The organism is Pseudomonas sp. FeS53a, assembly GCF_000931385.1.
Lineage (GTDB): Bacteria > Pseudomonadota > Gammaproteobacteria > Pseudomonadales > Pseudomonadaceae > Metapseudomonas > Metapseudomonas otitidis.
Genome location: NZ_JYFT01000048.1, coordinates 18,622 through 39,330 on the forward strand (window position 1 = coordinate 18,622; position 20,709 = coordinate 39,330).

Consider the following 20,709-nt stretch of genomic DNA (forward strand, 5'->3'; position numbering starts at 1 on the left):
GCCCTGTCAGGCCCAGGGTGCCGGTTCGCCGAAGAGCCGGCCCTGCACGCCCTGGATGCCCATTTCACGCAGCACCGCCAGTTCCCCTTCGGTTTCCACGCGCTCGGCGATCAGCGGCAGGTCGATGCTGTTGGCCGCGCGCTGCATGGCCTCGATGAACAGGCGCTTGTCGTTCTCCTGGTCGATGGCACGGATGTGGCTGCCGTCCACCTTGAGGTAGGCCAGGCCCAGGCGGGCCAGGTTGCCGATCATGCTGAAGCGCCCACCGAAGTGCTGCAGGCTGAGGGCGAAGCCCAGTTCGCGCAGGCGCCGGGTGAGGCGCTCCAGCACGGCCTGGTCGGGCAGTTGGTCCTCTTCCAGCTCCAGGGTCAGGCGCGGGCCCAGCTGTGGGTGCTGGCGCAGCAGCTCGAAGGCGCGCTCCAGGGCGGCGCGGTCGCGCAGCAGCGCGCCAGAGAGGTTCAGGGCCAGCGGGCGATCGTGCCCGGCCATCTGCTCCAGCACCCGCTGCAGCATCACCAGGTCGAGCCGGGCGGACCAGCCGAAGCGCTCCAGCCAGGGCAGGAAGCGGCCGGCGGCGATGCTGCCGCCCTGCCCGTCCGGCAGGCGCGAGAGCACCTTGTGGTGCAGCACGCGCTGGGGATCGCGGCTGTCCACCACCGGCTGGAAGTACAGCTCGAAACGCCGGGCGGCCAGCGCCTCGTCCAGCAGGCGGTGCCAGGTGTGGCGGTCTTCGCCGCCCTGCGCCGCGTCGCTGTGCTCGACGCAGGCCCAGGCCTGGCCGCCTTCGCGCTCGGCGCGGGCCAGGGCCTCGTCGGCCAGGCGCATCAGTTCGTCCTGGGCCTCGCCCGGGGCGAAGGGCGCGAGGCCGATGTGGGCCACCGGCAGGCTGTCGGTGGCACCGGTCTCGGCCAGGCTGACCAGTGCAGCGTCGAGGCGCTCGGCCAGGTGCTCGGCCTCCTCGCGGGTCAGCCCCGCACCCAGCAGGACGAACTCGCCACCCCGGCTGCGAGCCAGGGGGAAGCCGGCGCCAGCGCGCTTGAGCTGCTCGGCCACGGCCTTGAGCAACTGGTCGGTGCGCGGGCCACCGAGGCGCTGGTTGAGGCCGGCGAGGTCGTTGACCCGCAGCAGCAGCAGGTAGCCGTTGCAGGCGCGCTCGTCGCTGCCCAGGCGGTCCTGCAGCTGCAGTTCGAAATAGCGGCGGTTGCCGAGGCCGGTGAGGCTGTCCTGGTAGGCCTCGTCGCGCAGCCGCTCGCTGCGTTCCGCCTGTTCCTGGAACAACGCCTTGAGCTTCTCCACCATCTGGTTCATGGCCTGCACCACCCGGCGCAGCTCGGGGGTGCGCGGCAGTTGCGGCAGGCTGAGGAACTCGCGGCGGGCGATGGCGTGGGACTGTTCGACCATGTAGTCCAGCGGCTTGAGCTGGCGACGCAGCAGCACGGCGCCCAGGCCGGCGCTGGCCAGGCCGCAGACCAGCAGCCAGCCGAGGGTGCCCAGGGCGGTCTGCCAGAGCTTGGCGATGGCGAACATCGGGTGGCTCTGCACCTCGACCCGTGCGGCCTGGGTCCAGCCACGGCTGACGATGGCGTCACCCCCGGCGGACTGCAGCCCCACCAGGGCGACGAACCACTGCGGGACGTTGGCCGCCACCGCGTCCGGCACGCCGGTGCGCTCCACCATCACCTGGCCGGTGGCGGTGTCGACCACGCGGATGCGCTCGAAATAGCCGCTGTCGAAGATCGAGCTGACCATCAGCTCCACCATCGCCGGGTCGTCGATGTGCGGCGTCAGCGACAGGCCCAGCGCCGTGGCGGCGTCCTGGGCGTGGGAACGCAGCTGGTTCTCGTACTGCTCCCGGGAGCTTTCCAGGCTGACCATGAAGCTGCCGCTGAAGGCGACGACCAGGAACAGGCAGATGGCGATCAACAGTTGTTTGAACAGGGACATCCGGACTCCGCTATTCGCTCGTGGGAAAGCCTTCGGCTTTCATCTTCTTCAAAAGGTCCTGCCAGCGTGACAGCCGCTTGGAATCCCCCACCTGCTTGCCGCCCTTGCCGGCGAGCCACAGGCCCTCGGCGTTGAAGGCGTACACCGGCAGCAGGTCGCTGCGCTGGCTGGCCGGCAGGATGCCGCCCACCAGGTTGTCCAGCACCAGGGGCACGGCGTCGGGCCGGGCGTAGTAGGTCAGCACCATGTGCGCCTGGTTCAGGCGCAGGGCCTTGACGTAGGTGATGCGCAATTTCTCGCTGGGCACGCCGAGGTGGCGCAGGCTGATGTACTTGGCGATGGCGTAGTCCTCGCAATCGCCGGCGCCCTTGCGCAGCGCCTCCACCGGGGTGGCCCAGTAGTCCACCTGGCCCCAGGTGGCGAGGTCGTCGGTGAAGCGCAGCTTGGCGTTGAAGAAGCGGTTCACCTCTTCCAGCTGCTTCTTCTCGTCGGCGCCGGCCAGGCGGCCCAGCAGGGCCTGCCATTCATCGACCCGGGCCTTGCCGGGACCGAGGGGGCCATAGAGGGCTTCGGCACGGCGGCTGATGAGGGCGAAATCCCAATCGGCGTGGAGTGCACCGGCCAGCAACGCCAGCAGGCATGGCGCGGCCAGCGCCAGCGTGCGCCACCCCCTTGCCCTGCCCACGGTCCGTCCACTGCCTTGCACCATCGCCACCGACCACCAGGCCTGAAAACCCGGCGCGCATGGTGCGGATTCAGGGCGGAAAACTCAATGGCGTTGTGCCGCTACGGCGCGGCGTCGGCGGGGGGTACGTCGCGCTTCAGCACGCCCAGGGCCTGGACCAGGCTGGCCTGGGACAACTCGCCCAGGTGGCTGCCGACCTGGCGCCCCTCGGCATCGAAGAACAGCGTGGTGGGCAGCGCGCGGGAGCCGACCCGCTGCCCCAGCCGGGTGCCGCCATCCAGCAGCACGTGGCCGAGGGTGAGCCCCTCCTTGGCCAGGTAGTGGCGGACCGTTTCGGCATCCTCGCCCTGGTTGACGAACAGGAAGAGCACGTCGGCATGCTGCTGGGCGGCAGTGGCGAGCACCGGCATCTCGCGGCGACAGGGCGGGCACCAGGTGGCCCAGAGGTTCACCACCAGCGGCTGGCCCTGGTAGTCCTCCAGCCGCACCGGTCGGCCTTCGCGGTCCTGCAGGGCCACCGGGGGCAGGCGGGTGCCGCGCTCCAGGGCCTGCATCAGCGCCTGCCCCATGCCCCACAGCAGCAGCCCGCTGAGCAGCGCGACGCCCAGGGGCCGGCGCAGCGGCGGGCGCCGCCAGAGCAGCCAGCCGGCCAGCGCCAGGGCTGCCAGCACGCCGGGCCAGGCGATGAAGCCACCGTCGCGGATGTCCAGCACCTGCCAGGGGGCCTCGCGGAAGTGCTCGGCATAGGCGACGACGAACGCCAGGCGCGCGCCCACCAGCGCCACCAGCAGCAGGTTGAACAGCGCCGCCTCGGGGTTGTGCCCGCTGCGCCGCCCCAGCCACCCGCCAACGACGGTGGCCAGCAGCAGGCTGGCGAGGATAAGCAGGTGCGAAAGCGCCAGGGTGAAAGGCCCGAGGGTGAGGGTCAGCATGGGGTCTCCGGGGTGCCTGGGGCGTCGTACGGGCGACGGTGGGGCGGCACCGTGCAGCAAACCGCGCAACTCTTCAAGCATTGCCCGGACTTGATCCAGCGCAGCGCCGCAGCACCTATGCTTCCCCAGAATCAGCGCATCAACGACAAGGAGGCAAACCATGCGCCTGTTCTTTCTGGGTGGAGCCGGGACGGTGACCGGCAGCAAGTACCTGCTGGACCACAACGGCAAGCGACTGCTGGTGGACTGCGGGCTGTTCCAGGGCTACAAGCAGCTGCGCGAGCGCAACTGGGACCACTTCCCGGTGCGCCCGCAGCGCCTGGACGCCATCGTGCTGACCCACGCCCACCTGGACCACAGCGGCTACCTGCCGGTGCTGGTGAAGGCCGGCTACCGGGGGCCGATCTACGCCACCGAGGCGACCTGCGAGCTGGCGCGCATCCTCCTGCTGGACAGCGGGCGGCTGCAGGAAGAGGAAGCCGAGTTCGCCAACCGCCACGGTTTCTCCCGCCATGCCCCGGCGCTGCCGCTGTACACCGAGGAGGACGCCGAGCGCACCCTGCGCCTGCTGCGCCCCCTGCCCTTCAACCGCAGCGTGGACATCCTCGGCGACCTGCGGGTGACCATGCGCCCGGCCGGCCACATTCTCGGCGCGGCCAGCGTGGAGCTGCGTGCTGGCGACATCACCCTGGGCTGCTCCGGCGATGTCGGCCGCCCCGACGATGCGCTGATGCTGCCCCCACAGCCGCTGCAGGCCGCCGACTACCTGCTGGTGGAGTCCACCTACGGCAACCGCCACCACACCCCGACGATGGCCGAGGACCAGTTGGCCGAGGTCATCACCCGCACCGCCCTGCGCCGGGGCATCACCGTGGTCCCGGCCTTCGCCGTGGGCCGAGCGCAGCTGCTGCTGCACCTGATCGACAAGCTCAAGCGCGCCGGGCGCATCCCCGATCTGCCGATCTACCTCAACAGCCCCATGGCCACCGACGTGACCGCGCTCTACCAGCGCTACGGCGACCTGCACCGGCTCAACGCCGAGGACTGCCTGGGCATGTGCAAGGTGGCGCACATCGTGCGTTCGGTGGACGAATCCAAGCGCCTGGACGAGATGCGCGCCCCGGCGGTGATCATCGCCGGCAGCGGCATGGCCACCGGCGGGCGGGTGCTGCACCACCTGAAATCCCTGGCGCCCGACCCGCGCAACACCATCCTGCTGTCCGGCTACCAGGCCGGCGGCACCCGTGGCGCGCTGATCGCCGGCGGCGCCGACAAGGTGCGCATCCACGGTGTGGACGTGCCCATCCGCGCCGAGGTGGTCCAGCTGGAAAACCTCTCCGCCCACGCCGATGCCGACGAGATCCTCGACTGGCTGCGCCAGTTGCCCAAGCCGCCGAAGCACACCTATGTGGTCCACGGTGAACCGGACGCCGCCGACTGCCTGCGCCGGCGCATCTCCCAGGAGCTGGGCTGGTCGGCCTCGGTGGCGGAACATCGCCAACGCGTGAACCTCGAATGAGGACGGGGCGGCAAGCCTGGCAATCGGTGCAACGTCGGGCTTGCCGTCACGGGAAAAATTACGCAGAGTGTAAATAGATTATGAAAACAACAGCGTCGGCGGCCTCCCCGACTGGCGCGTGACCTTGCGAGAGCCTGCCATGGACCTCTACACCTATTACCGCTCCACCTCCTCCTACCGGGTACGCATCGCCCTGGCACTGAAGGGGCTGGAGGTCCACATGCTCCCGATCAACCTGATCAAGGACGGCGGCGAACACCGCCAGCCGGCCTACCGCGCCATCAACCCCCAGGGCCGCGTGCCCGCGCTGCGTACCGACGAAGGCGCGGTGCTGATCCAGTCCCCGGCCATCCTCGAATACCTCGACGAACACTACCCCGAGCCCGCCCTGCTGCCCGGCGATGCGCTGCAGCGCGCCCGCCAGCGCCAGGTGACGGCGCTGATCGGCTGCGACATCCACCCGTTGCACAACGTGGCCGTGCTCAACCGCCTGCGACAGATGGGTGCCGATGAAACCACCGTCAACGACTGGATCGCCCACTGGATCGGCGAGGGCCTGGCCGCGGTGGAAGCGCTGATCGGCGACACCGGCTACTGCTTCGGCGACGCACCGGGCATGGCTGATGTCTACCTGCTGCCGCAGGTGTACGCCGCCCGCCGCTTCAACGTGGACCTCTCCGGCTACCCGCGTATCCTGAGGGTCGAACGCCTGGCGCTGGAGCACCCCGCCTTCCGCGCCGCCCACCCGGACGCCCAGGCCGACAAGCCGGCCTGAGGAGCGCACCCATGCAGAGCCTCGCTTTCAAGGTCACCATCGGCGACCACCTCGCGCGCAGCGTGCGCGGGGTGTCCTGCGCGCCGCCGCGAAGCGTTTGATCGACCGACAGACGCCTTCAACCTTTCGCGGCGCGACCGCAACCTGATCCGAGGAGCCATGCCATGGCCGACATCTTTGAAAACCCCATGGGCCTGATGGGCTTCGAGTTCATCGAACTCGCCTCCCCCACCCCCAACGTCCTTGAGCCGGTGTTCGCCGCCATGGGCTTCACCAAGGTGGCCACCCACCGTTCCAAGGACGTGCACCTGTATCGCCAGGGCGAGATCAACCTGATCCTCAATAACGAGCCCAAGAGCCAGGCCGCCTACTTCGCCGCCGAACACGGGCCCTCCGTGTGCGGCATGGCCTTCCGCGTAAAGAACGCCCACCAGGCCTATGCCCGTGCACTGGCCCTGGGCGCCCAGCCCATCGAGATTCCCACCGGGCCGATGGAACTGCGCCTGCCGGCGATCAAGGGCATCGGCGGCGCGCCGCTGTACCTGATCGACCGCTTCGGCGAAGGCTCGTCGATCTACGACATCGACTTCGAGTTCATCGAAGGCGTGGACCGCAACCCCAAGGGCGCGGGCCTGAAGATCATCGACCACCTCACCCACAACGTGTACCGCGGCCGCATGGCCTACTGGGCGGACTTCTACGAGAAGCTGTTCAACTTCCGCGAGATCCGCTACTTCGACATCAAGGGCGAGTACACCGGGCTGACCTCCAAGGCCATGACCGCGCCGGACGGCATGATCCGCATCCCGCTCAACGAGGAATCCTCCAAGGGCGCCGGGCAGATCGAGGAGTTCCTGATGCAGTTCAACGGCGAGGGCATCCAGCACGTGGCCTTCCTCACCGACGACCTGATCAGCACCTGGGACAACCTCAAGGCCCTGGGCATGCGCTTCATGACCGCACCGCCCACCACCTACTACGAGATGCTCGAAGGCCGCCTGCCCAACCACGGCGAGCCGGTGGACGCCCTGCAGTCACGCGGCATCCTGCTGGACGGCACCTCCGAAGGCGGCGAACGCCGGCTGCTGCTGCAGATCTTCTCGGAGACCCTGCTCGGCCCGGTGTTCTTCGAGTTCATCCAGCGCAAGGGCGACAGCGGCTTCGGCGAGGGCAACTTCAAGGCCCTGTTCGAATCCATCGAACGCGACCAGATCCGCCGGGGCGTGCTCACCACCGAGTGAGTCATCGCCCTAACGAGAAAGCCCGCATCAAGCGGGCTTTTTCATGACTGCCATCCAGCACCTGTGGGAGCGGTTTCAACCGCGAAAGCGCTTCGCCCTTACAACTGCACGAGGCCTACCGGGACGCCCTCGCTCACGCCGGACGACCCCCCGCCATCCGCGCGGTGATGGTTTCGGCCGCCTGCTTCAGCAATGCTGCCGCGCGGCCGCTGGTCTCGGCATGGAAGCCACTGGCGGCCCCCACCACCGTGATCACCCCGGCGATCTGCTCGCCGACCGCGAAGACCGGCGCGGACAGCGCGTTGACCCCCGGCATCAGCAAACCGTGCACGTGGTGCAGGCCGCTGGCGCGGATCTCCGCGACCTGGGCCGCCAGGGCCTTGGCATCGGGTACGCCGGGCAGGTGCGCTTCCTCGTCCCGCAGCGGCGCGAACTCCGCCTCCGGCAGGTAGCTGGCGAACACCAGGCCGGTGGAGGAGCCCAGCAGCGGCAGCACCGAGCCCACGCGGGTCACCAGGGTCACCGCGCGCAGCGGCTGCTCCACATGCACCACCGTCGGCCCCTTGTTGCCCCACACGGCCAGGAAGCAGGTCTCGTTGAGTTCATCGCGCAGGGCCGACAGCGTCGGTGTGGCCGCACGCACCACATCCAGCCCGCCGATGGCGGCCAGGCCGACGAACAGGGCCTCGGGCCCCAGGCCGTAGTGGTTGGTGGTGGCGTCCTGGGCGGCGAAGCCGCTGGCGATCAGCGCCTGGAGGTAGCGATGGACCTTGGCCGCCGGCATGCCCAGGTGCTCTGCCAGCCGTGACAGCGACGTGGCCGGCGCCAGCTGGGCCAGGCCCTTGAGGATCTCGGTGCCGACTTCCGCCGCCTGCACCTTCTGTCGCTTGGACGCCTCGGCGTCGTCCTTCTGGATGGCCATGCACTGCCCCGCTTCGCTTAGGAGGCCGCTGTTATAGCTTGACCCCTTCCGCCTTTCAAATTACGTTATCCGTAATTCAATTACAAAAACCAGAGGCCATCCATGTCACCCGCGCTGCCCTCCTCCGACCTGCACTACCTGAGCGGTTTCAACAACGAGTTCGCCAGCGAGGCCCTGCCGGGCGCCCTGCCCGTCGGCCAGAATTCCCCGCAGCGCGCGCCCTATGGCCTGTATGCCGAGCAGTTCTCCGGCACCGCCTTCACCGTGCCGCGCGCCGAAGCCCGCCGCACCTGGCTGTACCGCATCCGTCCTTCTGCCGCGCACCGGCGCTTCGAGCGCCTGGAGAAGCAGATTCCCGGCCGCGAGATGGGCCCGGTCAACCCCAACCGCCTGCGCTGGAACCCCCACCCCATTCCCCAGGCCCGCACCGACTTCCTCGACGGTCTGCTGACCCTGGTCGCCACCGCCGATGCCGAGCAGGCCAGCGGCGTCAGCGTGCACCTCTATTGCGCCAACGCCTCCATGGAGCGGGTGTTCTTCAACGCCGACGGCGAATGGCTGATCGTCCCCGAGCAGGGCCGCCTGCGCCTGGTCACCGAACTGGGCGTGCTGGAGGTGGAGCCGCTGGAGATCGCCGTCCTCCCCCGTGGCATGAAGTTCCGCGTCGAGCTGCTGGACGCCAGTGCCCGGGGCTACATCTGCGAGAACCACGGCGCGGCCCTGCGCATCCCCGACCTCGGCCCCATCGGCAGCAACGGCCTGGCCAACCCCCGCGACTTCCTCGCCCCCGTGGCCCGCTACGAAGACCTGGAAGCCCCCACCGTGCTGGTGCAGAAGTACCTCGGTGAACTCTGGGCCACCACCCTCGGCCATTCGCCGCTGGACGTGGTCGCCTGGCACGGCAACAACGTGCCCTACAAGTACGACCTGCGCCTGTTCAACACCATCGGCACGGTCAGCTACGACCACCCGGACCCGTCGATCTTCACCGTGCTCACCTCACCCAGCGACACCCCCGGCATGGCCAACGTCGACTTCGTGATCTTCCCGCCGCGCTGGATGGTGGCCGAGAAGACCTTCCGGCCGCCGTGGTTCCACCGCAACCTGATGAACGAGTTCATGGGGCTCATCCAGGGCGCGTACGATGCCAAGGCCGACGGCTTCGCCCCCGGCGGTGCCTCGCTGCACACCTGCATGAGCGCCCACGGCCCGGACAACGCCAGCACCACCGCCGCCATCGCCGCCGAGCTCAAGCCCCACAAGCTCGACCACACCATGGCCTTCATGTTCGAGACCGGCCGCGTGCTGCGCCCCAGCCGCTACGCCCTCGAATGCGCCGCCCTGCAGAGCGACTACGATGCCTGCTGGGACGGCATGGCCAAGACCTTCGACAAGGGCAGGATCTGATCGATGACTTCACACGACACCCGCACCAGCTGGATCGAATCGGCCAACGGCCACCCCGACTTCCCCCTGCAGAACCTGCCGCTGGGCATCTTCAGCCCGGCCGGCGGCACCCCGCGTGGCGGCGTTGCCATCGGCGCGCACATCTTCGACCTGAAGATCGCCAGCACGGCCGGCCTGTTCGACGGTGAGGCCGCCGAAGCCGCCCGCGTCGCCGCCGGCGAAGACCTCAACGCCTTCTTCGCCCTCGGCGCCAACGCCCGCCGCGCCCTGCGCCGCCAGTTGCAGGAGCTGCTCGCCGCAGGCAGCCCCGCCCAGGCCCGCCTGGAGGCCCTCGGCGCCGAGCTGCTCCCGCTGGCCGCCGACTGCCAGCTGCACCTGCCGGCACGCATCGGCGACTACACCGACTTCTACGTAGGCATCCACCACGCCAACAACGTCGGCCGGCTGTTCCGCCCGGACAACCCGCTGCTGCCCAACTACAAGTACGTGCCCATCGGCTACCACGGCCGCGCCTCCACCGTGTGCGTCTCCGGTACCCCGGTGCACCGCCCCAACGGCCAGACCCTGCCACCGGGCGCCGAAGTGCCGAGCTTCGGCCCCAGCAAGCGCCTGGACTACGAACTGGAGCTGGGCATCTGGATCGGCCAGGGCAACGCCATGGGCGAAGCCATCGAGATCGGCCGCGCGGCCGAGCACATCGCCGGCTTCTGCCTGCTCAACGACTGGTCCGCCCGGGACCTGCAGGCCTGGGAATACCAGCCGCTGGGGCCCTTCCTGGCGAAGAACTTCGCCACCACGGTTTCGCCCTGGGTGGTGACCGCCGAAGCGCTGGAGCCCTTCCGCACCCCGCAACCGGCCCGCCCGGCCGGCGACCCGCAGCCGCTGCCCTACCTGCTGGACGCGGCCGACCAGGCCAACGGCGCCTTCGACATCAAGCTGGAAGTGCTGCTGCAGAGCGCCGCCATGCGCGAGCAGGGCATCGACCCGGTGCGCCTGGCCCTCTCCAACACCCAGCACATGTACTGGACCGTGGCGCAGCTGGTGGCCCACCACGCCGTGGGCGGCTGCAAGCTGCAAGCGGGCGACCTGTTCGGTTCCGGCACCCTGTCCGGCCCCGAGCCGGATGCCTTCGGCAGCCTGCTGGAGAGCACCTTCGGCGGCAAGCAGCCGCTGGCCCTGCCCGGCGGCGAGCAGCGCACCTTCCTGCAGAAAGGCGACGAAGTGATCCTCAAGGCCTGGTGCGAACGCGAGGGCCTGCCCCGCATCGGCTTCGGCGAGTGCCGCGGCCGCATCCTCTGAGCCCGGCCCCATCCTGCCTGGCGCGGGATGGGGTGCTCACTCTACCTACCGCGTCTATTTCACCTCGGGCAACGGCACACCGTTGGGCCAGAGCAGCCACAGGCGGCCGTCCTGCTTCATGTGGCCGGCCAGCTCGCCCGCCTCATCCCCCGTGCCCCAGAACAGGTCGGCACGCACTTCCCCGACGATGGCACCGCCGGTGTCCTGGGCCGCCACCGGGCGGGTGACCGGGGTGCCGTCCGGGCGGGTGGTGTCCAGCCACATCAGGCTGCCGAGGGGAATCACCTTGCGGTCGATGGCCACGCTGTAGCCGGCGGTCAGCGGAACGTTCAACGAACCACGGGGGCCTTCGGGGCTGTCCGGCCGGGTGACGAAGAACACGTAGCTGGGGTTGCTCGCCAGCAGCTCCGGCACCCGCGTCGGGTTGGCACGGGCCCAGTCGCGGATGGCGCCCATGTTCACCTCCTCCTTCTTCAGGTAGCCCTGCTCCACCAGCCAGCGCCCCACCGGACGGTACGGGTGACCGTTCTGGTCGGCGTAGGCGACGCGGATCTGGCTGCCGTCCTCCAGGCGGATGCGCCCGGAACCCTGGATCTGCAGGAACTGCAGGTCCATCGGGTCACCCAGCCAGGCCAGCACCGGACCGGCATCGGGCTTCTCGCGCAGGGTGGCGGCATCGTCATAGGGCTTGAGCACACGCCCCTCCAGACGGCCGCGCAGGCGCTTGCCCTTCAGCTCGGGGTACTGGGACTCCAGCGCCACCACGATCAGGTCGTCCGGCACGCCCAGCACCGGCACCGTCATCTGTTCGGAGCGGACCAGGCTGCCCGGGTAGACGGGCTCGTAGTAGCCGGTGATCAGCCCGCGCTCGCCCTCGCCGGAGCGCAGGCTGTAGAGCGACAGGCGCGCCTGCAGGAAGGTGCGCACCGCAGCCGGGTCGTCCGCGACACCCACGGCCTCGGCACACACCGGGCCCCACACCGGGTCGCGGGCCAGGCGTTCGCACGCAGAGCGCCAGGTAGTGAAGCCGGCCAGCAGGTCGGCATCGCTCACCGGCGGCAGGTCGCTCCAGGCCACGCCCTGGTAGCGCAGCAGCGCCGGGGCTTCGGGTTTCGGGGTGTCGTCGCAGCCGGCGAGCAACAGGAAGGGAGCCAGGGCGAAGGGCCACAGGCGGCGCAGGCGGGAAAGGGACTGGATCAAACGTCGGGTTCCTGGCTGGCAAAAAGAAGCGCGCAGCTTGGGGGAGCCCACCGGCAACGTCAAACGCTGGCCCCTTGCCGCCACCCCCGGCGCCCTTGCTATCTTGGCGCACCGCCGCCATCGCCCCGAGACCTCCATGCCCACCCTCATCGCCAGCCATCCGCTGATCGCCGGCCTCGCCCTGTTGCTGCTCGACATCCTCGCCTGGCGCCTGCTGCCGGCCAGCCCGCGGCCCTGGCGCGTGGCCGCACGGCTGGGGCTGTTCCTGCTCTACAGCTGGGTGCTGATCAGCGCCGGCCTCAGCCCGCTGCTGCCGCCTCCGGGGGCCGACAGCGCTGAAGGCCTGGCCGGCACCGCGCTGGAAATCCTCTGGTGGCTGTACGGTGCCCGCACCCTCACCGTGGTGCTGGGCCTGGTGCTGATCGGCCGCAGCGGCCACACCGGGCGCCTGCTGCAGGACGTGCTCGGCGCGCTGATCTTCCTGCTCGCCCTGGTGGCGGCGGCGGCCTACGTGCTGCAGCTGCCGGTCAAGGGCCTGCTGGCCACCTCCGGCGCCATGGCCATCGTGGTCGGCCTGGCGTTGCAAAGCACCCTCGCGGATGTGTTCTCCGGGATCATCCTCAACACCACCCGCCCCTACCAACTGGACGACTCCATCGCCATCGACGGCCTCGAAGGCAAGGTCATCGAGATCGACTGGCGCGCCACCCACCTGCTCACCAGCCAGGGCAGCACCGCCGTGATCCCCAACTCCCTGGCGGCCAAGGCGAAGATCATCAACAACAGCCGCCCGCGGGAGATCCATGGCGTGGCCATCACCCTGGAGGTGCCCGCCAGCATCCGCCCGCGCCGGGTGCTGGACGCCCTGGAGCGCACCCTGCGCGGCTGCCGCGACCTGCTGGCCACCCCCGCGCCCAAGGTGGCGATGAAAAGCGCCGGCGTGGAGGTCAACCAGTACGAGATCAGCGGCTTCATCGGCGCCGGCGCCAGCAAGGTGGACGTGCGCAACCTGCTGTTCGACCTGGCCCACCGCAACCTGGAGGCCGCCGGCCTGCAGCGGGTGGGCGAAGCGGCCGAACACCCGCGCTCGCGCGAGCGCCTGCTGCTGGACGAGGTGAAGGTCTTCCGCGCCCTGGGCGACGAGGAGAAGGAGCGCCTGGCCCGGCTGATGACCGTCAGCGACCACCCCGCCGGCCAGGTGCTGCTGGAGCGCGGCGACGTGGCCGGGCAGCTCCTGGTGATCGGCAGCGGCGTGGTGTCCGCCGCCCTGCCCGACGGCGACGGCTGGCTGGAGGCCGGGCGCATGGGCCCGGGCGAAGTGATGGGCGAGGAAGGCATCAACGGCGACGCGCCCTCCAGCGCCCGCTTCACTGCCCTCACCTCCTGCCGGCTGTACCGCATCGACGCAGCGGAGATCCGCGATTGCCTGGCGCAACGCAGCGAAGTACGCACCGCGCTCGACAAGCTGCAGGCCTTCCGCACCCAGGCCAGCCAGTCCCTGCTGACCGAGAAACCCACCGCCATCCGCAAGGGCGGCTTCCTCAGCTGGCTGCACCGGCGCTGAAGCCGGCCGGGTCGCCGTGGCGGCCCGGACATGGCAGGCTTGCCCGGTCCCGTCTTGCCCTGGAGTGACGATGTCCGACCTCAACGACCCCCGCGTCTTCTTCGCCGCCGAGCGCACCCTGCTCGCCTGGAACCGCACCAGCCTCGCGTTGATGGCCTTCGGTTTCGCCATCGAGCGCACCGGCCTGCTGCTGCACCTGCTGCAGCCCGAGCACGCCCAGAGCCTGCAGAACTGCGCGTCCTACTGGGTCGGCCTGGCCCTGCTGCTGCTCGGTGCCTGGTGCGCCTGCTGGTCCTCGCTGCAGTACCGCAAGGTGCTGCGCACCCTCAGGCCCATCGAGATCCCCGAGGGCTACAGCGTCAACTCCGGCCCGCTGATCAACTTCGGCATCGCCCTGCTGGGGCTCGCCCTCGGCGTCTTCCTCCTGCTCGGCCACGCCTGACGGCACACCACCGCATCGCGCCGTGGCGCCTGTACCGGTACATCGAGGCCCCGTCTAACGCCGATTTCCCGGGCTGAAGCCCGGGCTACGGGGAGCGTCCCGCGCTCAGAGGCGACATGCGGTGCCAGCGCATGGCATGGGCGCGATGCGGTTCGCTGAGCTCACCGCATCCTACGGGGCGTGCCCATCAGGCGAGCGCCGTGGCCCGCTCCGGTAGGGGGATGGCGCTTTTTCCCATCCACCGGCGAGGCCCCGTCTAACGCCGATTTCCCGGGCTGAAGCCCGGGCTACGGGGAGCGTCCCGCACTCCGAGGCGACATGCGGTGCCAGCGCAGGGCATCGGCGCGATGCGGTTCGCCGAGCTCACCGCATCCTACGGGGCGTGCCCATCAGGCCGGGGGCCGTGGCCCGCTCCGGTAGGGTGGATGGCGCTTTTTCCATCCACCATCGAGGCCCCGTCTGACGCCGATTTCCCGGGCTGAAGCCCGGGCTACGCTTCGCCTGCCAGGCGTTCGGCGAGGAAGTCGACGAACACCCGCACCTTCTGCTGCAGGTGGCGGTTGCTGGCGAACAGGGCGTAGATGGTGCGCCGGGCCAGTTGCTGTTGCGGGAGCACGCGCTGCAACTGGCCGCTGGCAAGCAGCGGGTTGGCGATGAAGGACGGCAGCGCGCCGATGCCGAGGCCCGCCACCAGCATCTCGCCGAGCATCAGGCTGTTGTCCGCCGAAAGCCGGGTACGCAGCTCCACGCCGCGCCCCTTGGGGCCGTCCAGGCGCCAGCCGCCGGGGTTGTCGGCCAGGCGGTAGGCAAGGCAGTCGTGGCCGCACAGGTCCTCCACCTGCCGGGGCGTGCCACGCGCCGCGAGGTAGCCGGGGGCCGCGCAGATCACCTGCTCCACCTCGCCCAGGCGCCGGGCAATGAGGCTGGAGTCGGGCAGGCTGGAGCGGATGCGCAGTGACACGTCGAAGCCCTCGGAGACCGGGTCCAGCAGGTGGTCGTCCAGGGTCAGCTCCACGTTCAGTTGCGGGTACAGCGCCATGAACTCCACCAGCAGTGGCGACAGCACCTTGAGGCTGAACGACAGCGGTGCGTTGACCCGCAGGCGCCCGCTCACCTCCCCGGTGCCTAGGGCGGTGGCGTTCTCAAGGGCATCCAGCTCGTCCAGCAGGCGGCAGCACTCGGCGAAGTAGGCGCGCCCGGTGTCGGTGAGGCTCATGCGCCGGGTGGTGCGCAGCAGCAACAGGCTGCCCAGGCGCGCCTCCAGCTGGCGCACCTGCTTGCTCACCGCGGCGGTGGACTGGCCCAGGTCGACGGCGGCCTTGCTGAAGCCATCGAGTTCGACGACGCGGCGGAAGGTCCGCATGGCAACGAGCAGGTCCATATTTTCCCTTGGGTTGAATGTCTTTCAGCGGAGGCGGAGATTATCTCTTCAGGGCTGACAAATACCATCGCGGCATCCATCACCCACAAGGAATACCGCCATGCACCTGCCACGCCCCCTTTCCCGCCTCGCCGCCCTGCCCCTGCTGCTATCCCTGGCCCAGGGCGCCCTCGCCGCCGAGGAGGTCGGCAAGAGCCCCTGGGGGCCGAAGGACGAGATCGGCCGCCTCAACCTGATCACCCCCGAGTCCCGCGCCGCCATCCTCGGCCGCCTCAGCGGCGGCAAGGCCTACGACCTGGCCGTGGAGTACTTCATCGGCATGCCCAGCTGGCAGGCGGCGGGCGACCCGCCCTACCAGATGTGGATGACCCACACGCCCCACGGCAACCTGCTGGCCGACCCGATGGGCGTCGGCGAGGCGATGAACCGCCACGTCAGCTACACCGGTTCGGCGGTGTCCATGTACGCCCACATGGGCACCCACATCGACGCACTCAACCACTTCGGCCTGGAGGGCAAGATCTGGAACGGCTACGCCGCCGCCGACCACCTGGGCGACCGCGGCTGGAACGTGACCGGCGCGGAGAAGCTGCCGCCCATCGTCGCCCGTGGCGTACTGATCGACATCCCCGCCGCCAAGGGCGTGGAGCTGCTGCCGGACAGCTACCGCGTCACCCGCCAGGACCTGCAGCAGGCATTGGGCAAGCAGGGCGTGCGCCTGCAGAAGGGCGACGTGGTGCTGATCCGCACCGGGCGCATGCGCGCCTACGAGGACGCCCAGCGCTACATGACCAACCCGCCGGGCCTGAGCCTGGACGCGGCGAAATTCCTCGTCGAGGACGGCGGCGCCATGGTGGTGGGGGCGGACAACCTCAGCTTCGAGACCTTCCCCACCGAGGTGCCGGACAACTACATCCCCGTGCACACCTACCTGCTGGCCCAGCAGGGCGCGCCGATCATGGAGCTGGTGGACCTGGAAGGCCTGTCGCGGGACAAGGTCTACGAGTTCGCCTTCATCGGCGCCTCGCTGAAGTTCCGCGGTGCCGACGCCGCCCCGATCCGCCCGGTGGCGCTGCCGATCAAGTAGACGGGGTGCCAGGCCATGGACGTGATGCGGTTCGTACCCATCAGGCCGGGTGCCGTGGCCCGCTCCGGTAGGGGGGATGGCGCTTTTTCCATCCACCATCGGGGCCCCGTCTAACGCCGATTTCCCGGGCTGAAGCCCGGGCTACGGGGAGCGCCCCGCACTCCGAGTGCTGCCAGCGCATGGCATGGGCGCGATGCGGTTCGCTGAGCTCACCGCATCCTACGGACGCGACCGTGGTGTAGGGTGGATAGCGCTCTTTCCATCCACCGGCGGGGCCCCGCCTGACGCCGATTTCCCGGGCTGAAGCCCGGGCTACGAGGAGCGCCCCGCACTTCGAGTGCTGCCAGCGCATGGCATGGGCGCGATGCGGTTCGCTGAGCTCACCGCATCCTACGGAGGGTGCCCATCAGGCCGGGGGCGGTTTCACAGGGGCTGGCGGGCTGTGTCACTATCGCGCCTCCCTGGCGGCGCCCCCGGTGGGCGCTGCGTCTTCGTCGGTACAAGGAAGATCGCCCTTGGACACCTCGGTATTCCTGGTGGTGATGGCCGCCGCTGCGCTGCATGCGGGCTGGAACGCGCTGCTGAAGATTGGCCTCGATCGCCTGCTCACCGCCACGCTGATCCAGCTCGCCGCCGGGCTGATCTCGCTCTGCGCCCTGCCCTTCGTCGCCGTGCCCCAGGCGGCGGCGTGGCCGTGGATCGCGCTCTCGGCGTTGCTGCATATCGGCTACAACAACTTCCTCGCCCGCGCCTACCAATACGGCGACCTTGGCCAGGTGTACCCCATCTCCCGGGGCAGTTCGCCGTTGCTGGTGGCGCTGCTCTCGCTGCTGTTCCTCAACGATGGCCTCGGCCTGCCGGAGCTGGCCGGGCTGCTGACGCTGGTGGCGGGCATCTGGCTGATGGCCTGGCGTGGTGGGCGCACCGGCGTGGGGTTGAGCAGGGGCATGCTGACCTGCTCGCTGCTGACCGCCGCCTTCATCGCCGGCTACACCCTGGCCGATGCCCAGGGCGCACGCAGCAATGGCGATGCGCTGTCCTATGCGGTGTGGCTGTTCGCGGTGAACGGGGCGGTGATGGCGGTGGCCATCGTGGTGCAGCGCGGACCGGGCGTATTGCGGCAGCTGGGGCCTTACTGGCGCAGCGGGCTGGCGGGCGGGGCGATGTCGCTGCTGGCCTACGGCATCGTCATCTGGGCGATGACCCTGGCGCCGGTGGCGATGGTCTCAGCCTTGCGGGAAACCAGCGTGGTGTTCGCCCTGCTGATCGGGCGGGTGTTCCTCAAGGAACCGATGCCGCCGGTGCGGCTGCTGGCGTGCGGGGTGATCGCGATGGGCGTGGTGGTGATGAAGCTGGGGTAGCGGCCCCGCAGTGCAGGGCCGCCCGGGGTCAGCCGCAGCTGACGCCCTTGATCAGGTTGGCGTCGTCGGTGTCCAGGTTCAGGCGACGGGAGTTGTACTCCAGGGTCATCACGCTGCCCGGCTTCAGCACGCGAACATCAGCGGCGCCAGCGGCACGGCGGGCTTCTTCGACGCGCTCCGGGGTGGCGGCCTGGCCGATCAGGGCGCGGGCCGGGGCCGAGGAGCAGCGGCCGTCGGTGGTCGGGTCCGCCTGGGTGGTGGCCGGGGCGGCCTTGGTCTCGGCAGGTTTGTCGGTCGGGGCGCTGGTGGAGCTGCAACCGGCCAGCAGGGCCGCCGCCAGGGCCAGGCCGAGGGTGATGGAAGTGCGAGACATACTGCGTTCCTCTTGTTGAAGGCAAAGCCGAATCCGGGTGGCCGGGACGGGCGCCGAGCGCGAGCATCCGACCTGCTGCGACGGCCGCCGTTCCCCGGCGGGTCGGGCATTGTAGCCTGAGCCCGGCGCCCTGCCGGGAGCCCCTTGGGCGAAATACCGCAGCCCATCACACCCGGCCCACGGCCGGCGCGCCCTGCAGCCCACGCCCGGCGCCCGTCCGCCGGGTTTGACCGGCGCCAGCGGCTGCGGCCTAATGCGCGCCCGCCCCGACGCCCCGAGACGGCCATGCCCAGCCCCAACGTACGCCCCAGCACCCTGCGCCTACCGCCCGGCCCTTGGTCGACGCTGCTGGACGGCCTGTGCGCGCGCTTCCCCGCCATCGACCGCGCCACCTGGCTCGACCGCCTGGCCCGGGGCCGGGTGACCGATGCCGACGGCCACGCGCTGGATGCCGATACGCCGTACCGGGCCGGCGAGCTGGTGCGCTACTTCCGCGAGGTGCCCCAGGAGCGCGACATTCCCTTCGAGGAGCGCGTGCTCTACCAGGACGATCACCTGGTGGTGGCCGACAAGCCGCACTTCCTGCCGGTGATGCCCGCCGGGGAATACGTCGAGCAGACGCTCCAGGCGCGCCTCACCAAGCGCCTGGGCAACCCGCACCTGGTGCCCATCCACCGCATCGACCGGCACACCGCCGGGCTGGTGTTGTTCTCCTGCGAGCCGAGCACGCGGGGCGCCTACCAGGCGCTGTTCCGCGAGCGCGAGGTGCACAAGCGCTACGAGGCCGTGGCCGCGCCCTTGCCGCAGCTGGACTTCCCCCTGGTGCGACGCACGCGCCTGGAGCCGGGCGAGCCGTTCTTCCGCATGTGCGAGACGGACGGGCCGCCCAACAGCGAAACCCGCCTGGAGGTGATCGAACGCGGCAGCCGGCACTGGCGCTATGCGCTCTACCCGGTCACCGGACGCAAGCACCAGTTGCGGGTGCAGATGGCCGGGCTGGGCGCCGGCATCCTCCATGACCTGTTCTACCCCGAGCTGCTGGACGCCCGTGACCAGCACGACGACCACGCCCGCCCCCTGCAACTGCTGGCCCGCGCCCTGGCCTTCCGCGATCCGCTGAGCGGCCGCGACCTGCAGTTCGAGAGCGAATTGCAGCTGCTGCCGCTGGACTGAAGTGCCCTACAGCAACTGGTGCTTGTGCAGCAGCCGATAAAAGGTCGGTCGGGAGATGCCCAGCACCCGTGCCGCCAGGCTCAGGTTGTTGCCGTAGCGCGCCAGGGCATCGCACAGCGCCTGGTACTCCGCGCGGCGCTTGTAGTCCTCCAGCGTGCCGATCACCCCGCCATCGGCCGGCGCGCTGTGCAGCCCCAGGTCCGCCGCCTCCACCTGCACGCCCTCCGCCAATGCATAGCCCCGGCGCACCCGCCCGGCCAGCTCACGCACATTGCCCGGCCAGTGGTGGCGCACCAGCGCGGTGAGCGCCTCCTCGCTGAAGTGCCGGGGGCGGCCGTGGGTGGCCATGGCGTACTGCGCCAGGAAGTGCTCGGCCAGCAGGGCGATGTCCCCCTGGCGGCGGCGCAGCGGGGTCAGCCGCACCGTATGGCTGGACAGCCACTGGTACAGCTCCGGCAGGAAGCGGCCCTGTTCGGCCAGCAGCTCCAGGTCCCGGTCGGTGGCCGCCAGCAGGCGCACATCCAGGCTCAGCCAACCGCCTGCCCGGCGCAGGCGACGGCTGCGCAGGGCCAATAGCAGGCGTTGCTGGGTCAGCAGCGGCAGCTCCGCCACCGAGTCGAGGAACAGGCAGCCGCCGTTGGCCGCCTCCACCGCCCCACCCTCCCCCAGCAGCGCGCGCTCCTCTTCCGGTTCGCCGCGCACCCCGCAACTGAAGGCCACGAACGGCGCCTCGGCCCGCCGCGAGGTGCGGTGCAGCGTGCGCGCCACCAGCTCCTTGCCGGTGCCGCTTTCCCCCAGCACCAGCACCGGGCGCTCCTGCCCGGCGAGTCGTGCCAGTTGCTTGCGCAGCTCCCGCTGGGGCCGGCTCTGGCCCACCAGCTCCGGCTCGCCGCGCGGGCGCCCCACCTGCCCGCGCAGCCGCGCAATGCCGAACGCCCGCCCCAGCAGGCCCTGCAGGCGGCCGGCATCCACCGGCATCGGCAGGGTGTCGAAGAACCACTCCCCGGCGAAGTCCTCGGCCTGTTCTTGGCGGGCCATGTCCGGCCCCAGCAGGCCGATCCACTCGGTGCCGCTGCGGCTGATGAGCGCCCGGATGCGTTCCGGGTGGTCCAGGTGCTCGCGGCGCAGGCGCACCAGGCCCACGTCGCAGCCAGGCTCGGAGCCTTGGCGCAGCTCCCGGCTTTCCACCGTCCAGCCGCTGGCCTGGAGCCTGGGCATCAGCCGTTGGCACTCGTCGCAGGGGTCGATCAGGAGAAGGCGTTTCGGGGTCTGGGTGATGTTTTCCAACATATCCCGTCCTTGGCGCCAATTTTTTGAATTATTCAATAAAAACAACGTGTTGGCGCGTCTATCCGTAACGCTAGCAAGAACTTTGACGCGTCATGGAACCCTTCTCCATAACTG

The 20,709-nt window shown here is 70.0% G+C and carries 18 protein-coding genes; 10 read left to right on the plus strand and 8 right to left on the minus strand.

Translation table 11 applies throughout. The features are described from left to right. Positions 1-6: 6 nt before the first annotated feature. The 3 genes from lapD to SZ55_RS14115 form a co-directional block, all read right to left on the minus strand. Positions 7-1,944 (minus strand): cyclic di-GMP receptor LapD, encoded by a 1,938-nt coding sequence (gene lapD / locus SZ55_RS14105; RefSeq protein WP_044407031.1) that lies wholly within the window; start codon positions 1,942-1,944, stop codon positions 7-9. Between the two features lie 10 nt (positions 1,945-1,954). Next, positions 1,955-2,653 carry a cysteine protease LapG gene (lapG, locus tag SZ55_RS14110; RefSeq protein WP_082078233.1) on the minus strand — a complete coding sequence of 233 codons (699 nt, stop codon included), beginning with the start codon at positions 2,651-2,653 and terminating at the stop codon, positions 1,955-1,957. A 77-nt stretch (positions 2,654-2,730) separates the two neighbouring features. Beyond that, entirely contained in the window at positions 2,731-3,561 is an 831-nt protein-coding gene (locus tag SZ55_RS14115) for a TlpA family protein disulfide reductase (RefSeq protein ID WP_044407034.1), read from the minus strand. Between the two features lie 160 nt (positions 3,562-3,721). Between SZ55_RS14115 and SZ55_RS14120 the strand changes: the two genes are divergently transcribed. From SZ55_RS14120 to hppD, 3 genes are all read left to right on the plus strand, one after another. Further along, a complete protein-coding gene (locus SZ55_RS14120) occupies positions 3,722-5,080 on the plus strand; it encodes an MBL fold metallo-hydrolase RNA specificity domain-containing protein (RefSeq protein ID WP_044407036.1) in 1,359 nt (452 codons plus the stop codon). Positions 5,081-5,219: 139 nt separating this feature from the next. Next, the gene (gene maiA / locus SZ55_RS14125; protein ID WP_044407039.1) at positions 5,220-5,855 is read left to right on the plus strand and encodes a maleylacetoacetate isomerase; all 636 of its coding nucleotides are present in this window, start codon (positions 5,220-5,222) and stop codon (positions 5,853-5,855) included. Positions 5,856-6,019: 164 nt separating this feature from the next. Beyond that, positions 6,020-7,096, plus strand: coding sequence for a 4-hydroxyphenylpyruvate dioxygenase (gene hppD / locus SZ55_RS14130; RefSeq protein WP_044407042.1), 1,077 nt, complete (start codon positions 6,020-6,022; stop codon positions 7,094-7,096). 133 nt (positions 7,097-7,229) lie between these two features. Here hppD and SZ55_RS14135 read toward each other — a convergent pair whose 3' ends face one another. Beyond that, the gene (locus SZ55_RS14135) at positions 7,230-8,018 is read right to left on the minus strand and encodes an IclR family transcriptional regulator (protein ID WP_044407045.1); all 789 of its coding nucleotides are present in this window, start codon (positions 8,016-8,018) and stop codon (positions 7,230-7,232) included. Between the two features lie 102 nt (positions 8,019-8,120). On the opposite strand from SZ55_RS14135, the gene hmgA reads away from it, so the two are divergent. Continuing rightward, on the plus strand, positions 8,121-9,425 hold the full coding sequence (hmgA, locus tag SZ55_RS14140) for a homogentisate 1,2-dioxygenase (protein ID WP_044407048.1): 1,305 nt from the start codon (positions 8,121-8,123) through the stop codon (positions 9,423-9,425). 3 nt (positions 9,426-9,428) lie between these two features. Next, a complete protein-coding gene (fahA, locus tag SZ55_RS14145; RefSeq protein ID WP_044407051.1) occupies positions 9,429-10,724 on the plus strand; it encodes a fumarylacetoacetase in 1,296 nt (431 codons plus the stop codon). Between the two features lie 54 nt (positions 10,725-10,778). Here fahA and mltA read toward each other — a convergent pair whose 3' ends face one another. Then, on the minus strand, positions 10,779-11,924 hold the full coding sequence (gene mltA / locus SZ55_RS14150) for a murein transglycosylase A (protein WP_236692419.1): 1,146 nt from the start codon (positions 11,922-11,924) through the stop codon (positions 10,779-10,781). A gap of 136 nt (positions 11,925-12,060) precedes the next feature. Here mltA and SZ55_RS14155 point away from each other — a divergent pair, with 136 nt between their 5' ends. Continuing rightward, on the plus strand, positions 12,061-13,488 hold the full coding sequence (locus tag SZ55_RS14155; protein WP_044407098.1) for a mechanosensitive ion channel family protein: 1,428 nt from the start codon (positions 12,061-12,063) through the stop codon (positions 13,486-13,488). Between the two features lie 70 nt (positions 13,489-13,558). Further along, positions 13,559-13,930, plus strand: a complete 372-nt coding sequence (locus tag SZ55_RS14160) for a YidH family protein (RefSeq protein ID WP_044407054.1) — start codon at positions 13,559-13,561, stop codon at positions 13,928-13,930. A gap of 490 nt (positions 13,931-14,420) precedes the next feature. On the opposite strand, the gene SZ55_RS14165 is transcribed toward SZ55_RS14160, so the two are convergent. Further along, a complete protein-coding gene (locus SZ55_RS14165; protein ID WP_044407057.1) occupies positions 14,421-15,311 on the minus strand; it encodes a LysR family transcriptional regulator in 891 nt (296 codons plus the stop codon). A 100-nt stretch (positions 15,312-15,411) separates the two neighbouring features. On the opposite strand from SZ55_RS14165, the gene SZ55_RS14170 reads away from it, so the two are divergent. Further along, positions 15,412-16,398 (plus strand): cyclase family protein, encoded by a 987-nt coding sequence (locus SZ55_RS14170; RefSeq protein ID WP_044407060.1) that lies wholly within the window; start codon positions 15,412-15,414, stop codon positions 16,396-16,398. A 515-nt stretch (positions 16,399-16,913) separates the two neighbouring features. Next, the gene (locus SZ55_RS14175; RefSeq protein WP_044407063.1) at positions 16,914-17,759 is read left to right on the plus strand and encodes an EamA family transporter; all 846 of its coding nucleotides are present in this window, start codon (positions 16,914-16,916) and stop codon (positions 17,757-17,759) included. 28 nt (positions 17,760-17,787) lie between these two features. On the opposite strand, the gene SZ55_RS14180 is transcribed toward SZ55_RS14175, so the two are convergent. Then, positions 17,788-18,132: an I78 family peptidase inhibitor gene (locus SZ55_RS14180; protein ID WP_044407066.1), complete on the minus strand. Its 345-nt coding sequence runs from the start codon at positions 18,130-18,132 to the stop codon at positions 17,788-17,790. 285 nt (positions 18,133-18,417) lie between these two features. Between SZ55_RS14180 and SZ55_RS14185 the strand changes: the two genes are divergently transcribed. Then, positions 18,418-19,305, plus strand: coding sequence for a pseudouridine synthase (locus SZ55_RS14185; protein WP_044407069.1), 888 nt, complete (start codon positions 18,418-18,420; stop codon positions 19,303-19,305). A 6-nt stretch (positions 19,306-19,311) separates the two neighbouring features. Here the strand turns inward: SZ55_RS14185 and SZ55_RS14190 are convergent, their stop codons facing one another. Next, positions 19,312-20,595, minus strand: a complete 1,284-nt coding sequence (locus SZ55_RS14190) for a sigma-54-dependent transcriptional regulator (protein ID WP_044407070.1) — start codon at positions 20,593-20,595, stop codon at positions 19,312-19,314. Between the last annotated feature and the right edge of the window lie 114 nt (positions 20,596-20,709).

Excerpts from the sequence above, each read along its gene's own strand:
- lapD (WP_044407031.1), bottom strand. The coding sequence starts at position 1,944 with ATGTCCCTGTTCAAACAACTGTTGATCGCCATCTGCCTGTTCCTGGTC.
- lapG (WP_082078233.1), bottom strand. The coding sequence starts at position 2,653 with ATGGTGCAAGGCAGTGGACGGACCGTGGGCAGGGCAAGGGGGTGGCGC.
- SZ55_RS14115 (WP_044407034.1), bottom strand. The coding sequence starts at position 3,561 with ATGCTGACCCTCACCCTCGGGCCTTTCACCCTGGCGCTTTCGCACCTG.
- SZ55_RS14120 (WP_044407036.1), top strand. The coding sequence starts at position 3,722 with ATGCGCCTGTTCTTTCTGGGTGGAGCCGGGACGGTGACCGGCAGCAAG.
- maiA (WP_044407039.1), top strand. The coding sequence starts at position 5,220 with ATGGACCTCTACACCTATTACCGCTCCACCTCCTCCTACCGGGTACGC.
- hppD (WP_044407042.1), top strand. The coding sequence starts at position 6,020 with ATGGCCGACATCTTTGAAAACCCCATGGGCCTGATGGGCTTCGAGTTC.
- SZ55_RS14135 (WP_044407045.1), bottom strand. The coding sequence starts at position 8,018 with ATGGCCATCCAGAAGGACGACGCCGAGGCGTCCAAGCGACAGAAGGTG.
- hmgA (WP_044407048.1), top strand. The coding sequence starts at position 8,121 with ATGTCACCCGCGCTGCCCTCCTCCGACCTGCACTACCTGAGCGGTTTC.
- fahA (WP_044407051.1), top strand. The coding sequence starts at position 9,429 with ATGACTTCACACGACACCCGCACCAGCTGGATCGAATCGGCCAACGGC.
- SZ55_RS14155 (WP_044407098.1), top strand. The coding sequence starts at position 12,061 with ATGCCCACCCTCATCGCCAGCCATCCGCTGATCGCCGGCCTCGCCCTG.
- SZ55_RS14160 (WP_044407054.1), top strand. The coding sequence starts at position 13,559 with ATGTCCGACCTCAACGACCCCCGCGTCTTCTTCGCCGCCGAGCGCACC.
- SZ55_RS14165 (WP_044407057.1), bottom strand. The coding sequence starts at position 15,311 with ATGGACCTGCTCGTTGCCATGCGGACCTTCCGCCGCGTCGTCGAACTC.
- SZ55_RS14170 (WP_044407060.1), top strand. The coding sequence starts at position 15,412 with ATGCACCTGCCACGCCCCCTTTCCCGCCTCGCCGCCCTGCCCCTGCTG.
- SZ55_RS14180 (WP_044407066.1), bottom strand. The coding sequence starts at position 18,132 with ATGTCTCGCACTTCCATCACCCTCGGCCTGGCCCTGGCGGCGGCCCTG.
- SZ55_RS14185 (WP_044407069.1), top strand. The coding sequence starts at position 18,418 with ATGCCCAGCCCCAACGTACGCCCCAGCACCCTGCGCCTACCGCCCGGC.
- SZ55_RS14190 (WP_044407070.1), bottom strand. The coding sequence starts at position 20,595 with ATGTTGGAAAACATCACCCAGACCCCGAAACGCCTTCTCCTGATCGAC.